Source organism: Neobacillus sp. WH10 (genome assembly GCF_030123405.1).
GTDB lineage: Bacteria > Bacillota > Bacilli > Bacillales > Cytobacillaceae > Neobacillus.
Genome location: NZ_CP126110.1, coordinates 3330107 through 3345265, shown reverse-complemented (window position 1 = coordinate 3345265; position 15159 = coordinate 3330107). Strand labels below are relative to the sequence as shown.

The 15159-nt window shown below is 37.8% G+C and carries 16 protein-coding genes; 11 read left to right on the top strand and 5 right to left on the bottom strand.

Annotated features, from left to right (window positions below; translation table 11 throughout):
- The first annotated feature begins 42 nt into the window (after window positions 1-42).
- The 6 genes from QNH20_RS15890 (at window position 43) to QNH20_RS15865 (ending at window position 5693) form a co-directional block, all read left to right on the top strand.
- Window positions 43-663 (top strand): flavin reductase family protein, encoded by a 621-nt coding sequence (locus tag QNH20_RS15890; RefSeq protein WP_283918960.1) that lies wholly within the window; start codon window positions 43-45, stop codon window positions 661-663.
- Window positions 664-668: 5 nt separating this feature from the next.
- A complete protein-coding gene (locus QNH20_RS15885; RefSeq protein WP_283918959.1) occupies window positions 669-1604 on the top strand; it encodes a fumarylacetoacetate hydrolase family protein in 936 nt (311 codons plus the stop codon).
- On the top strand, window positions 1604-2767 hold the full coding sequence (locus QNH20_RS15880) for a homogentisate 1,2-dioxygenase (RefSeq protein WP_283918958.1): 1164 nt from the start codon (window positions 1604-1606) through the stop codon (window positions 2765-2767). The genes QNH20_RS15885 and QNH20_RS15880 overlap by 1 nt, the downstream gene beginning before the upstream one ends.
- A gap of 115 nt (window positions 2768-2882) precedes the next feature.
- Window positions 2883-3497 carry an NUDIX hydrolase gene (locus tag QNH20_RS15875; protein ID WP_283918957.1) on the top strand — a complete coding sequence of 205 codons (615 nt, stop codon included), beginning with the start codon at window positions 2883-2885 and terminating at the stop codon, window positions 3495-3497.
- 111 nt (window positions 3498-3608) lie between these two features.
- A complete protein-coding gene (locus QNH20_RS15870) occupies window positions 3609-4151 on the top strand; it encodes an NADPH-dependent FMN reductase (RefSeq protein WP_283918956.1) in 543 nt (180 codons plus the stop codon).
- Window positions 4152-4328: 177 nt separating this feature from the next.
- Entirely contained in the window at window positions 4329-5693 is a 1365-nt protein-coding gene (locus QNH20_RS15865; RefSeq protein ID WP_283923427.1) for an aspartate kinase, read from the top strand.
- A 33-nt stretch (window positions 5694-5726) separates the two neighbouring features.
- Here the strand turns inward: QNH20_RS15865 and QNH20_RS15860 are convergent, their stop codons facing one another.
- The gene (locus QNH20_RS15860; RefSeq protein ID WP_283918955.1) at window positions 5727-6311 is read right to left on the bottom strand and encodes a DUF2238 domain-containing protein; all 585 of its coding nucleotides are present in this window, start codon (window positions 6309-6311) and stop codon (window positions 5727-5729) included.
- A gap of 15 nt (window positions 6312-6326) precedes the next feature.
- On the bottom strand, window positions 6327-6893 hold the full coding sequence (locus tag QNH20_RS15855) for a DUF2238 domain-containing protein (RefSeq protein ID WP_283918954.1): 567 nt from the start codon (window positions 6891-6893) through the stop codon (window positions 6327-6329).
- A 159-nt stretch (window positions 6894-7052) separates the two neighbouring features.
- Here QNH20_RS15855 and QNH20_RS15850 point away from each other — a divergent pair, with 159 nt between their 5' ends.
- Window positions 7053-7670: a GntR family transcriptional regulator gene (locus QNH20_RS15850; RefSeq protein ID WP_283918953.1), complete on the top strand. Its 618-nt coding sequence runs from the start codon at window positions 7053-7055 to the stop codon at window positions 7668-7670.
- Window positions 7671-7729: 59 nt separating this feature from the next.
- Here QNH20_RS15850 and QNH20_RS15845 read toward each other — a convergent pair whose 3' ends face one another.
- Both QNH20_RS15845 and QNH20_RS15840 read right to left on the bottom strand, forming a co-directional pair.
- Window positions 7730-9286, bottom strand: coding sequence for an ABC transporter permease/substrate-binding protein (locus QNH20_RS15845; RefSeq protein WP_283918952.1), 1557 nt, complete (start codon window positions 9284-9286; stop codon window positions 7730-7732).
- On the bottom strand, window positions 9286-10416 hold the full coding sequence (locus QNH20_RS15840; protein WP_481857982.1) for an ABC transporter ATP-binding protein: 1131 nt from the start codon (window positions 10414-10416) through the stop codon (window positions 9286-9288). The genes QNH20_RS15845 and QNH20_RS15840 overlap by 1 nt, the downstream gene beginning before the upstream one ends.
- Before the next feature lie 159 nt (window positions 10417-10575).
- On the opposite strand from QNH20_RS15840, the gene QNH20_RS15835 reads away from it, so the two are divergent.
- The 4 genes from QNH20_RS15835 to QNH20_RS15820 all read left to right on the top strand — a co-directional run bounded on the left by QNH20_RS15835 (window position 10576) and on the right by QNH20_RS15820 (window position 13930).
- Complete coding sequence (locus QNH20_RS15835; RefSeq protein ID WP_283918950.1) at window positions 10576-11247, top strand: response regulator transcription factor; 672 nt, start codon at window positions 10576-10578, stop codon at window positions 11245-11247.
- Window positions 11248-11249: 2 nt separating this feature from the next.
- Complete coding sequence (locus QNH20_RS15830; protein ID WP_349632680.1) at window positions 11250-12635, top strand: sensor histidine kinase; 1386 nt, start codon at window positions 11250-11252, stop codon at window positions 12633-12635.
- A gap of 74 nt (window positions 12636-12709) precedes the next feature.
- Window positions 12710-13102 (top strand): hypothetical protein, encoded by a 393-nt coding sequence (locus QNH20_RS15825; protein WP_283918949.1) that lies wholly within the window; start codon window positions 12710-12712, stop codon window positions 13100-13102.
- A gap of 147 nt (window positions 13103-13249) precedes the next feature.
- Window positions 13250-13930 (top strand): M50 family metallopeptidase, encoded by a 681-nt coding sequence (locus QNH20_RS15820; RefSeq protein ID WP_283918948.1) that lies wholly within the window; start codon window positions 13250-13252, stop codon window positions 13928-13930.
- Between the two features lie 126 nt (window positions 13931-14056).
- Here the strand turns inward: QNH20_RS15820 and QNH20_RS15815 are convergent, their stop codons facing one another.
- On the bottom strand, window positions 14057-15016 hold the full coding sequence (locus tag QNH20_RS15815; protein WP_283923425.1) for an NAD(P)H-dependent flavin oxidoreductase: 960 nt from the start codon (window positions 15014-15016) through the stop codon (window positions 14057-14059).
- Window positions 15017-15159 lie beyond the last annotated feature (143 nt).

The window sequence follows — 15159 nt, the reverse complement described above, 5'->3', positions numbered from 1 at the left end:
TTTTCAAGGAAATAACTTCTTGAAAGTGTGGTGGAAACAAAATTGGAAATCACTCCGGCGTCACTTGAATGGAGAGACGCATATAAACTACTAGTTGGGTCAATATTACCACGTCCAATTGCATTTGTGTCGTCAATGGATGAACATGGAACAGCCAATGCAGCACCATTTAGTTTCTTTACAGCAATTTGTGCGGACCCCATGCTTATTTGCTTTTCACCAATGCGAAGAGGGACTGACGGTGCTAAGAAAGATACACTTATCAATATAGAAAGTACGGGTCAATTTGTGATTAATATTGTCAGTGAGAGTATTGCGGAACAAATGAATGATTGTGCCATCGAATTTGCTCCTGAAATCGATGAAATGGAAGAATTAGGTCTAACAAAAGAAGCGAGTGTAAAGGTACGGGTGCCGCGGATTAAGGAATCACTCGTCCATTTAGAATGTGAATGCTATCAGGTGCAGCATTTTGGCGACAAACCAGGAGCCGGCAGCTTGGTTATTGGAAAAGTGGTTCATGTACATGTAAACGACGAACTTTTTGATAATGGAAGAATTGATACATCGAAATTACATCCGATTGGAAGAATGGCTGGTAACATCTTTACTGATCCATTGGCCAGAACGTTTGAAATGGTAAGAAAAACCGAAAAAAGGTGAGTTCCATGAAATTTGTAACCTTTGAAAAAAAAGATGGCTCCACCAGTGCAGGATGGTTAATAGACGATGAGCATGTCATCGATATGTATGAAGCATCCGGTGGGATCCTGCCAAATAATCTACTAAATTTTCTCGATCAATCAGAAGAAAATATGAAGAAAGCGGCTAGTCTTTTTCCTTTATCAAAAGAACAAGGTTGGGTTTACCGTTTAAGTGAACTGCATTTAAAAGCACCGCTTCCAATTCCAAGAAGCTTGAGGGACTTTTATGCATTTGAACAGCATGTAAAGACCGCAAGAGAGAACCGTGGTCTTAAAATGATTCCAGAATGGTACGAATTCCCTGTTTTTTATTTTTCCAATCATCTCGCAATTAAGGGACCAGGAGAAGACATTGTTAGGCCCAAGGAGTGTGAGTGGCTTGATTATGAACTTGAAATCGCCTGTATCATTGGTAAAGAAGGCAAGAATATCCCTATGGATGAGGCAGATGAATATATATTTGGCTATTGCATTTTAAACGATTGGAGTGCAAGAGACCTGCAAAGGAGAGAGATGAAGGTTGGTCTAGGTCCAGCAAAGGGGAAGGATTTTTCAACATCCATTGGCCCGTGGATTGTCACCAAAGATGAGCTGGATTCATTAAAAGAAGGAAAGGGCTTTAATCTTTCAATGAAAGCACGTGTGAATGGGAAGCTGCTTTCAGAAGGGAATGTGAAGGACATTTATTATTCCTTTAGTGAAATGATTGCAAGGGCATCCCAGGGCGTCACTCTTTATCCAGGTGAAATCATTGGCTCAGGAACAGTCGGAACAGGATGTATCCTCGAACTGGGGGAGGAGATCCATCGCTGGCTCGAACTTGGTGATCAGGTAGAATTAGAGATTGATCATTTAGGTGTATTGAATAATACTATTATCGATGATAAAGAGGTGAAGTGATGTATTATCTTGAAAAGGGAGAGGTTCCTCATAAACGACATACAATGTTTAAAAAAGACGATGGCAGTCTTTATAGAGAGCAGGTTATGGGGACACGTGGATTTTCGGGAACACAATCGATTTTGTACCATCATTATATGCCAACAGAGGTACTGAAATCAGAATTGGTTGGCACTTACTTGCCGGAATATGAAGAGCGAAAGTCGTTAAAGCACCGGCACTTTTTTACAAGCCAGGTTGATTTGCAGGGCGATGCACTTGAAGCTCGACATTATTTATTAGGGAACCAGGATTTACTAATTGGAACAGCGAATGTGACGGCACCGATGCAAAGTTTTTACCGGAATGGTGATGGGGATGAAATGCTTTATATTCATCACGGCACCGGTACGCTCGAGACGATGTTCGGAACGATTTCCTATCGTCCAGGCGATTACTTGATCATCCCAATAGGAACGATTTTTCGGGTAATTCCTAATGAAAACGAAACGACGAAAATACTTTTTGTTGAAGCCTTCAGTCAAATCACGACCCCAAGACGCTACCGCAATGAGTATGGCCAGCTTTTAGAGCACAGTCCGTTTTGTGAACGAGATATTCGTGGTCCGGAAGCCCTGGTGACTTTTGATGAAAAAGGGGAGTTTGAGGTATTAACGAAATCGAGGGGTATGATTTCCTCTCATATTCTAGGTCACCATCCATTTGATGTGGTTGGCTGGGATGGTTATTTATATCCATGGGTTTTTAATATCGAGGATTTTGAACCGATTACCGGAAGGGTGCATCAGCCGCCACCAGTCCATCAAACCTTTGAAGGAAACAATTTTGTTGTTTGTTCATTCGTACCAAGACTATACGATTATCACCCCGAATCGATACCGGCGCCATATTATCATAGCAATGTAAATAGTGATGAACTCCTATATTATGTAGAAGGCAATTTCATGAGCCGTAAAGGGGTACAGGAGGGGTCGATTACGCTTCATCCAAGCGGCATACCGCACGGACCTCATCCAGGGAAAACAGAAGCAAGTATTGGTAAAAGAGAGACACTAGAGCGTGCCGTTATGATTGACACCTTTCACCCGCTAAATATTGTAAAGTCAGCACATAATATAGAAGATCCTAGTTATATGTATTCTTGGTATGAGAAGAAGGAATAAAGAATACTTTAAGAACAATCCAACTTATTTTGGTTGGATTGTTTTTTTTAATCGTTACATAAAAAGTGGTATTCTAGTGTTAAACAATCTTATTGAAACGAATTGAGGTGAAATCATGAAGCTGGAAAAGGTTATGACAAAATTAAAACATCATACACCCAAGATACTGGGAAGTGAAAGGTTTTCAAAATATGCTGTCATGCTTCCACTCCTTCGAAAAGAGGACGGGATACATGTGTTGTTTGAGGTCCGTTCGCTTGAATTAAGGAGACAACCAGGAGAAATTTGCTTTCCAGGGGGAAGAATTGAGTCACAGGATTTGGATGAAAAGGATGCTGCCATCCGTGAAACAGTTGAAGAATTAGGGATAAACAAAGAAGATATCTCCGGAGTTTACCCACTAGATTATATGATTTCACCCTTTGGTATGATTCTTTTCCCTTATGTGGGATATATTAATAGGCCTGATGCGATTAGGCCAAATTCTGGAGAAGTGGGGGAGATTTTTACGGTTCCGCTGACTTTTTTTATTGAAAATAGTCATGAAATCTATCGTGTTCACTACAAAGCAGAGCCGGAGGAAGGTTTTCCGTATGATTTAATCCCTGGGGGTGAAAATTACAAGTGGCAGGCAAAAGGAATGGAGGAATATTTTTACCGCTATAGGGGTCGGGTAATCTGGGGATTAACCGCAAGAGTTCTTGCCCATTTTATTGAAATCATTCGGTGAATTAATTAAAGATCACCTTTTGAAATTGAGCAGAGTTCTTGGTTTTTAACTGAATATTTTATATAGTAACTATATTACTAAAAAAACATCTAGGATAAGGAGTATTTATCAATGAAAATAGTTGCTATAGTAGGAAGTAATCGGAAGCAGTCTATTAATAAAAAACTTGTTGTCTTTATGAAAGAACGGTACCAGGAAAAAGTTGATATTGAAATCTTACCAATTGAAGACCTTCCTATGTACAACCAAGATGATGAATTATCACCGCTGCAAGTTGTTACCGAAATAAAAAAAATCGTTGCTACCAGTGATGGAGTCTTAATTGCTACTCCAGAATACAATCATTCGATTCCTGCTTTTTTAAAAAATGCCCTTGATTGGTTTTCGCGTGTGGATAAAGTCATGGCCAAGAAACCAGTAATGATTGTTGGTGCCACCCCAGGCGTTCTAGGGACAGTTCGAGCACAGGTTAATCTAAGACAAATATTGGCCGCTATGGGTGCTTACACGCTCCCTGGCAATGAAGTATTTATCAATGCTGTAAATGAAAAAATAGATGAAGCAGGGCAGTTAAAACATGAGCCAACGATAGGATTTTTAGATACGGTGATGAATAACTTTATTAATTGGATTGAAAAAACGAAACAATTCTAAAGGTACTTCAGTAAAACAGTGAATTTCGGGATGAAATCTCACTGTTTTTTTATTTTCTCTAATGATTTGTCCTTCTAAAAAGCACAAATGTACACTCTGTGCGGAAAAAATTCTTGAATATTTTCGAAATTGTAATAGAATTAGGATTATATTTTTTATAGAGTAGGGGATGTAATGATGAAGGTTGTAAAGTTTGGCGGATCCTCTTTAGCATCCGGAATACAGCTTGAGAAGGTATTTCAGATAGTACTATCTGATCCTAAACGAAAAGTTGTCGTCGTTTCAGCTCCGGGAAAGAGGTTTGCAGAGGATACCAAGGTGACAGATTTATTGATTGCATGTGCGGAACAATGTTTACAAAATCAATTTCCGAAGGAAAAGCTAGAAGCGGTCATTGAAAGATATTCAATGATTGCGGAGGAATGTCATCTTCCCGATTGGGTAATAAAGGAAATTAATGATGACTTAGTAAAAAGGTTTGAAAGTGATCAAAGTAACCCAGATCGGTTTATTGATTTGATCAAAGCAAGTGGTGAAGATAATAATGCAAAATTGGTCGCTGCTTATTTTCGAGAGCGGGGAGTTGAGGCTACATATGTTGACCCTAAAGAGGCTGGGCTTCGAGTAAGTAATGAGCCGGGAAATGCACAGCCATTACCGGAATCCTATGAAAGATTATTCTCATTGCGTGAGCGCCCAGGGATTTTAATTTTTCCAGGATTCTTTGGCTATAGTGAACAGGATGAGGTGGTTACTTTTTCTCGCAGTGGTTCCGATATTACGGGTTCTATTCTAGCCAATGCGCTAAAAGCGGACATTTATGAAAATTTTACGGATGTGGATGCTGTTTATTCCGTCAATCCTTTTATCGTAAAAAGCCCAAAGGAAATTAAGGTATTGACCTATCGTGAAATGCGTGAGCTTTCTTACGCAGGATTTACCGTGTTACATGACGAAGCACTTTTACCAGCATTCAGAGCAGGAATCCCTGTCCAAATTAAAAATACCAACAACCCTGCAGCACCGGGAACAAAGATTGTGAATGGACGCGATAACACGAACGGTCCTGTGATAGGTATTGCCAGTGATCAAGGGTTTTGTAGTATTTATGTAAGTAAATACTTAATGAATAGAGAAGTTGGCTTTGGACGCAAGCTATTAGGTATTTTAGAAGATTTTAGCCTTTCATATGAACATACCCCATCGGGAATTGACGATGTGTCCGTTATTTTAAGAGAAAACCAGTTGAATGAGAGAATAGAAGCTGAAATCATTCAGCGGATTATGACAGAATTACATGCCGATGAAGTGAAAATCGAGCATAGCCTTGCGCTAATTATGGTGGTCGGGGAAGGAATGCGCCATAATGTTGGTACGATGGCAAGAGCCTCTAAGGCATTAGCGAGGGCAAGTGTTAATATTGAAATGATCAACCAAGGCTCCTCCGAGGTCAGTATGATGTTTGGGGTAAAAGAAGTGGATGAAAAAAGAGCAGTTCAAGCGCTTTATGAGGAGTTCTTTGTTGCTGTATCAGTAATATAGGCATTTAAAAGAGGTACGTCAACTATGGCGTACCTAATGATTGGAAACTTTTTTTAACTTTATCTTCGTTCGAATTCCAGCCCAAATGGCTATCACAAGCCCGCCGACAGTATCGGCAACTAAATCGGTCATTGTGTCTTTGTTACCGCCGCCCTGGAGGGTCATGTTGAAAAATTGGTCACAGCTAAATTCATAAATCTCCCAAAGAACCCCCCCAAGTGCTGCAAATGAAAGGGTAAACAAGAAAACAAACCATGGTGAGATTTCATCCCCTGCATTTCTGTGAATCAATCTTTCATATAAGGCAATGCCTGAAAAAGCAAGGATTGCCCCGCTGATAAAATGCATAAAAGTGTCCCACCAGCCAAGTTTATACCAGCCTAAAATCGAGCCGAGAAATTGTGAACCAACTAAGAAAATTAAATAAGAAATGACAATAGGTAAATTAAATTGCAGCTTAGTAAAAAGTGCTAATAGAAGGGGAATTGCACCACAAGCAACCCCGCCAATGGAAATGGTTGCCTTAAAGGATGCACCATTTTTATAGAAATAGATTGCTAAAACCGCCATAAAAATTACATATAATGTACTAAATATAATAACAAGCTTTCGATTCATACTTGCCACCTCTCCTTATACTTTTTGTTTTCTAATCATGGAATAAATAGAGATAATGAGACCACCGGCAACACCACAAAGTAAATCATACATTGTATCTTTATTACCTCCTCTTTGCATCGTCTTTGTAACTGTCAAATCGCCGATAAATTCATAAGCTTCCCATATAACACTGGCAAAAACGGAAAGAGAGAGAACGAAAAGAAAAAGGATCCAAGCTGAGACATCGTTACGGACTTTTTCAGGGATAAAATGTTTATAAAGGCTTATGGCAACAGAACCAACAAATAACCCCTTATAAAAGTGAAGGGTAGAATCCCACCACTTGTAATGCAGATAGAAGCTTGAGATTGAACCTAAAAATAACGAACAAAATAAAAATAGAAAATAATTGATAATTATAGGAATGTTAAAGGGATTATGTTTCATCCGTAATAACAAAAGCGGTAAAGCACTAGCAAAGATGCCGCCTAGAGCTACCTGCCATCTAGTTGAATCACCTTTAATTAGATAAAAAATAAACAATGCTGCCATAAAAATAATAAACAGCACACTTAAAATAATTATAATCTTTCGTTTCACTTTTATCACCTCATGTCGAATGACTCCTTACAATTATGTCCAAAACTGGACAAATATAATGGTGTTATATGTTGCACTCGCAAACTGGTACTAAAAACGGTATAGTGGAATGGTATCAAACATTCATTTTTAATGAGAGAATCTTGGTGGAGGGTTCCAATGCTGAAGACACAAATACCAACTTATGAGCGAATTGCCATAGATTTGGCAAATAGAATATACGATGGAAAGTTTAAAGTAGGAGAAAAGATTCATGGCAGATCAACTTTGGCCAGTGAATATAAGGTTTCCCCTGAAACTGTACGAAGAGCAATAAAGATTTTAGAAGATGTGGAGATTGTTCAATCCACGAAGGGCAGTGGGATTGTGATATCTTCACGAGAGAACGCCTATAAATATATTCACCGTTTTTCCAACCTTGAGAGTATTAAGGATCTTGAAAAGCAAATGAACTCGCTCATTTCAGCAAGAGACAAGCTCGATGAAGAGCTTTTTGAAACGCTAAGAAAAATTATGGACTACTCAGGAAAACTTCGTCATACGAATCCGTTAGCGCCGATTGAGGTGGAAATATTTCCTGGCTGCATACATATTGGAAAAACCATTTCAGAAACGAAGTTCTGGCAAAATACCGGAGGAACCGTAATCGGCATGAAGCGAAAGGGGGAAATAATTATCTCACCAGGGCCATATGCATCAATTCTTGAAGGGGATGTATTGTTGATTATCGGTGATGATAAAACCTATGACAGAGTTCTACACTTTTTGGAGGATTAGGATACAAAAACCCCTGTTTCATTTGAAACAGGGGTTTTTGCTGTATATGATAACTTGGTTTAATCCAATAACCCTTCGTTTTCTAAAAATTCCTTTGCAACCTTTGCAGGTGACTGCTTGAGGCTGTCGACTTTATAGTTTAGCTCACGCATTTTTTCATCGGAAAGCTTACCTGATAGGGTATTAATCGCATTTTTTAGTTCCGGATGATCCTTTAATGTTTCCTCTTTAATAATTGGAACAGCATAATAGGGCGGGAAAAAGTCTTTATCATCCTTTAGTACCTTCAATTGAAATTCTTCAAGTAACCCATCGGTAGAAAAAGCATCAATGACGTCACTCTTATGATTGTCAATCGCCGTATACCTTAAGCCGCCATCAACAGCTTTAACATCTTTAAATTCGATATTATAGGTTTTTGAAAGTCCGATTAATCCATCTTCTCGATTAGGAAATTCGATTGTGGGACCCATAATTAAATTTCCACTTACTTTAGCTAAATCAGAAATTGTATTCAAACCGTATTCATTTGCCGTGTCTTGTCTTACTGCCAAGGCATAGGTGTTATTAAATCCAAGTGGTTTTAATAATTCAATATTATATTTTTGCTTAAATTCCTTTTTAACATAATCATAAACTTTATTCGGATCACTTTCCGGGGGGTGTTTTAAAATATTTATTAAACCTGTCCCCGTATACTCTACATATAAATCAATGTCTCCATTCTTAATGGCACTAAAAGCAACTTGAGTACCACCAAGATTAAGCTTTCTTTCTACTTGTATATCAGTTTTGTTTTCTATTAAATCTGCAAGCATATTCCCTAATATCATTGATTCACTGAAATTCTTTGATCCAATGACAATTTTATCGTCTGCATTGGCTGTTGAATAAACCTTGAAAGCTCCTGCAGAAATTAATATGATCGAGGCCAGGCCAATCAGCCATCTTTTTACCTTTTTTCCTGACTTAGATGAAGCTTTTTGTTTGCTTGTATAGGAGAGTGATGTTTCGAGTTTCCCAACGAGAAAATCAATGAGAAGAGCTAAGATACAAGCTGGAATTGCCCCAGCCAAAATCATAGAGTTATCGACTGTTTGCACACCTGAGAATACGAGATAGCCAAGTCCGCCTGCACCTACAAAAGCTGCGATTGTCATCAAACCAACAGCTGTAACAGCTGAAATTCTGATACCCGCCATAATCATCGGGAAGGCTAATGGGAGTTGAACCTTTCTCATTGTTTGACTCTTGGTCAGACCGATGCCTTTGGCGGCTTCCAGAATGTCTGCGTCAATATTCATCAAGCCGGTATAAGTGTTCTTCACGATTGGAAGCAGGGAATAAAGAACGACCATCACTATCGCTGGAGCACTTCCAATTCCGATGAAAGGTATTAAGAATCCAAGTAAAGCTAAGCTTGGAACGGCTTGAATAACGTTCGTTGTTCCGATAATTGGTTTTGAAAGCTTTGGTTCGTTTGAAATTAAAATGCCTAACGGGATCCCGATTACAATCGCAATGAATACAGAAATGATACTTAAATATAGATGTTCTCCTAATAAACTAAATATTTGTTGGTAATTTGATGTTAGATAATTCCAAAAATCACTCATTAAAACGCCACCTCCAAATCTATTAGTTGGCTGCTTAATGCTGATAAAATACTACTTCGTGTTATTAATCCTGTCAGTTGTTTAGCACTGTTTACAACAGGCAGATAACCGATTTTATGCTCATTCATGATTGCTAAAACAGAGATCAAATTGGCATCCTGTGAAACTGAAAGAACATTTTGCTCCATAATCATTTCAATTGGGGTATTACGATTAAGCAGTTGAATGCTTTTTAACGTTACAAGGCCTTTAAGGACATTGTGTTTATCCGTAACCATTAAACTGTCAACTTTATTATCCTTCATAATCTCAATCGCCTGAAGAACGTTTCGCATTGCGGTAATCTTTACAGGTTGAGGAATCATAATATCTTCAGCCAGTAATAATTCAGGGTTGTTCCAAACCCTTCTTTTTCCAATAAACCCTTCGACAAAGTCATTGGCCGGATTTTTAAGAATATTTTCCGGTGTGTCGTATTGGAGAATATCACCGTCTTTTAAAATACAAATCTTGTCTGCTATTTTAATAGCTTCGTCCATGTCATGGGTGACAAAAACAATCGTCTTATTTAATTCCTTTTGCATTTGGAATAATTCATCTTGAAGAGAGCCTCTTGTAACAGGGTCAAGTGCACTGAAGGGTTCATCCATTAAGATTATATCGGAGTTCGTGGAAAAGGCTCTCGCTACCCCTACCCTTTGTTGCTGTCCGCCACTTAATTCCTTAGGAAATCGGTTTAAGTATTCCGTAGGGTCTAATCCTACCATTTCAAGCAATTCTTTTGTTTTTTTCTCGATTGAGTCTGGGTCCTCACCCTTAAGCTTTGGAATTAACTCTAAGTTTTCTTTAATGGACATATGTGGGAACAATCCAGTGTTTTGAATAACGTAGCCGATATTTCTGCGCAGTTCAATCGGATTCATCGTAGAGATATCCGTCCCATTAACAAAAATTTTCCCCGAAGTTGGTTGAACTAGTTTATTAATCATTTTGAGTAATGTAGTTTTTCCGCAACCACTTGGCCCGATAAAAACAACTAATTGACCAGCTTCAATCTTTAATGATAAGGGATTTATGATGGTCTTTGTTCGATACTTTTTAACAACACTTTTAAATTCTATCAATGTCATTCCCCCTTAATAATTTTGTACCTTCAAATAGTAACAACTTAATAGTAACATATAAGTTGTTGGTTTGTCGAATTGGTTCCAAATTAGACGATGAACAATCTTTCCAAATCCATCTATTTTAAGTACAATGAAATGAGAAAACAGTAAGAAGGTGTTTGAATGAAAACAATTTTAATCGCCGATGATGATGATTATATCCGCAGTTTAGTGAAAGATATATTGATGAGAGAAGGCTATAAGGTCCTTGTAGCTGAAAATGGGGCGGCAGCACTAGAGACATTAAAAACGGAGCTTTGTGATTTAGCGGTTGTGGATATCATGATGCCTGTCATGGATGGCTATGAGTTAACATCAGAAATTCGCAAAATATATGATCTGCCGATTATTTTATTAACGGCTAAAAGTCAGATAGAAGATAAAGAAAAGGGATTCGAATCAGGGACGGATGACTATTTAATAAAACCTTTTGAGCCTAAAGAATTAATTTTTCGCGTTAATGCATTATTAAGGAGATATGGTAATGCCAGTGAAACCAATATTAATTTAGGATCCTTATACATAAACAAAAAAGGCTATGAGGTGAAAATTAACCACAAAATCTTCATGTTGCCCTTAAAAGAATTTGAACTTTTAACCTTTCTGGCAACACATCCAAACCAGGTTTTTAGTCGTGGTCACCTCATTGAGAAAATATGGGGTCTTGATTTTGAAGGTGATGAAAGAACGGTGGATGTTCATATTAAACGATTGCGCGAACGATTTGCAAGCATTGAAAAGGACTTTGTCATCAAAACAATTAGAGGGGTTGGCTATTCCTTGGAGGTTTTATAAAAATGAAAATGAAGTCTTTATATAGTAAATTTGCTTTCCTCACGATTATGATCATGATTGTCAGTGGAATTATTTCATTTTTGCTTTCCAACGCCTACTACCAGGTAAAATTGAAACAGCAAAATGACGAAAAAATCACCCATTTTGCTTTTGAAATAGCAGACTTTGCAAGTAAGCATCCATTGATAAGCTTAGAGGACTATTTTGATCATATTGGTGCGATTGGTTACCAAATTCTTTTGATTAATCCAGATGGTGAAAAGCAATATTTTGGTTCACCCTACAGAAAGAAGGAATTGCCCAAAGCAATTTCAGAAAAAGTATTGCATGGTGAGGTATATCACGGGGTAGGTCAATTTCCTCATAAAACGTTTGTAACAGGCTTTTTTGCCAACGAATTAAAAAATTCAGTCGGTGTTCCTTTAGAATACAATAATAAAAAATATGCCATGTTTATTAGACCTGATATTAAGGTAATGTTTAATGAGATGCACATTCTTTTCGGCTGGCTCTTAGCCATTTCTATTTTGTTAAGCATTCTATTTGTTCTAATTAGTACAAAATATTTAGTCAAACCTATAAGAAATCTAAAAAAAGCAACGAAAGAAATTGCAGAAGGCAATTTTTCAATCAAGCTGGACATTGACCGAAAAGATGAACTCGGTCATTTAGCTGTCAGCTTTACGAGGATGGCGGAAAAATTAGCAAAAGTAGATATGCTAAGAAAAGAATTAATCTCTAATATCTCCCATGATATTCAATCACCATTAACTAATATTAAGGGGTATTTGAATTTACTTGAGAGCAGCGACAAAACTGAGGAAGAAAAGCAACAATATATCCGTGTTGTTCACTCAGAAGTAAACCGTTTATCCAACATGGCCAAAGAGCTATTACTCCTATCATCTATAGAAAGTAAAAAGGATATAATGGATATAAGTATAATAGATGTGTCGGGGCAGTTAAAAAGCGTCATACATCAATACCAATGGAGGATCCTTGATAAAGGAATTATGATGAGCTATTCTCTCCCGGATACTTCAGTTAAAGGGGATGCTTCTTTATTATATTCTGTTTGGGAAAACCTATTGACGAATGCGATTAAATATAACTGTGAGAATGGAACGATTGATATTGAATTGACTGATTCAGAATCACAAATTGAAGTGGCTGTGAAGGATACAGGAATAGGCTTAGATGCAAACGAAATGGAAAGAATTTTTGACCGCTTTTATCGGGCGGATACGTCAAGAGCACGATCCGTGGAAGGAACGGGATTAGGGTTATCCATCGTTCAGTCCATTGTTGATATGCATCATGGAGTAATTAATGTAACAAGTCAAAAAGGAAAAGGTTCCATTTTTACGGTGATCCTTCCTAAAATGTAAAGTAATGTTCATCTTCCGTTCATATTCGGAAAGTAATCTAAATATGAATTGAACAAGGATGGTGAATAACATATATGAATAAATATAGTAACCTTTTATTAAAAGTAGCAGCAGTCTTTGGTTTAATTGGGGCAGTACTTGGAGGACATATGGCTGGATCAGGATCATATGCTGTTCGCCCCATTCACGCTCATATCTTAGTGGTTGGCTGGCTGACTTTATTTGCATGGGCCGTTTATTATCGCGTGTTTCAACCAAAAAATCGAATTTTGGCTTGCCTTCATGTATATTCAGCCGTCATCGGAGCTGTAGGATTGACAGGGGGCATGGCATTATATAATTTTAGGCCGGGATTTCTTCCGGCTGCTGTAGAGACTGTGTTTTATATTGCCGGCGGCGCAATTCTTTTATTAAGTTTTGTGTTTTTCTGCATCCTTACATTTACTCATGGGAAAAATGAGGATTAAAACATATGTATAGATAACAAAGCTAGCATTCAATGAGATTGCTAGCTTCTTTGATTTTTATAGAAAAGGGAAAATTTGCAATATTCCTAACAAAAAATGTTAAAATAGAATTACTATAAAAGTTTTTGAAAAAGAGGAGAGTCTATTTTGAGCTTTGTTCGGGACAATTTCAGTGCTAAGTTTTTCCTTTTCTTCGTTTTAGCGTTTATGTTGATTCATGTTCCAATCCTCGGGAATTATGTTAAAGTAATTAATACGCTGATCCATGAATCCGGTCACGCCTTGATTGCACTTTTGGGTGGCAATGTTGAAAGAATATCTTTATTTATGAATTCTGAAGGGGCAACATTCAGTAATCAGTCAACATGGATTGGCAGCTTTTTCACAAGTCTTGCCGGCTATACATTTGCCTCTTTTATGGCCTTTCTTTCTTTCTTATTGATCAGGAGGAAAAAGGAAACGCTTTTAATTGATATTTTGCTAGGTTTTATTTTCCTAAATCTGATATTTTGGGTCCGAAACCCATACGGGATATTTTGGCTCTGTTCATTTGCGGTTTCTTTTCTTATCCTCCTCATAAAAGGAAGTCAAGGTTTGAGGGATCGTTTATTACTTTTAATTGCGGCAATCCTGTTAGTGGATTCGGTTCAAAGTGCTTTTGAAATCTGTTATATAAGTGTTTTGCAACCACAAGCAGCTGGAGATGCTGCTAATCTTGCCCAGTTAACAATAATTCCAGCACCTATATGGGGAATTTTCTTCTTCCTGCAAGCACTGTGGTTTTGTTACTTTGGATTAAGAAGAGGGTATTATAAACTATGGGATTAAAAGAATTATTTAGATTCCGGATCCAAAGCAGCAGTCACCCATTCAAATAACTAGTTTACAAATTTACTATAGATTAAAATAAGACTGCCCTCATGACCCATTCATGAGGACAGAGTTCATCGTTTTCTATTTTGGGGAAAAGGAGGAATTTTTAGGACTTTTCTTCATCGCCTGTTCATACTCTTCTGTAAGCGTGTCGATGATTTTTTGAACAGGGAGTATTTCTTTGATTTCATCTACCCTTGCACCAGCAAAAACCAAACCATTTTCAACATCGCCATTGACAGATGTTAATAAAGAATTAAGTGTACAAAAACGGTAAGAACAATTTTTTAAACAATCATGACATTTGGCTATTTTTAATTTCTCTTGACCGCTTATCAAATTTGTAAAATTATTTTTAATCGCTCTTCCATGTAAGCCTACGGTGGTTTTAACTAAAATCAAATCTTCACGATCGGCATTGACATATTTCTGTTTAAATTCTAAAGGTGCATCACATTCATCACTTGCAACAAATAGAGTCCCCATTTGTACGCCAGAGGCTCCCAATGCAAGTGCTTTTGCTATATCGCTTCCTGTCATAATCCCTCCAGCTGCAATAACTGGAATGGATACCGCATCTACTACTTCTGGAAGGATATCGAACATCGGTCGATCAGTACCAAGATGACCTCCCGCTTCAAATCCTTCAACCACAACCGCAGATGCACCAAGCCGTTCCGAAATCCTGGCTAATTTAGCCGATGATACGATTGAGATGACAGGAATTCCTGCTTGTTTCCCCCATGAATACATGTCCCGTGATATTCCAGCACCAGATATGATAAAATCAACCTTTTCTTCTAAGGCTGCTTTCATTTTTTCAGCAAAGTCATTCATTGCGAATAGAACATTTACACCAATATATCCTGCATTTTTGATACGTTCCTTAGCCTGTCTAATATGAGACCGCATTTCGTCAACTGAAATACCAGTTCCAGAAATAATACCAATACCGCCAGCATTTGCGACTGCTGAAGCTAGCTTGCTAAGAGAAATACCGACACCCATCCCGCCTTGCATAATCGGAACCTTAGGTATCATATGTCCTATTTTAAGTTGTGGAAAGTTCAATTTATAACCCCTTTTCTATTGATGTTATTAGGACCTTCTGATGCATTTTACCATCTAGACAAATGTATGGATGTGATAATTGTTACCAGGTCATAAGTGCAGGTTTCATTAGT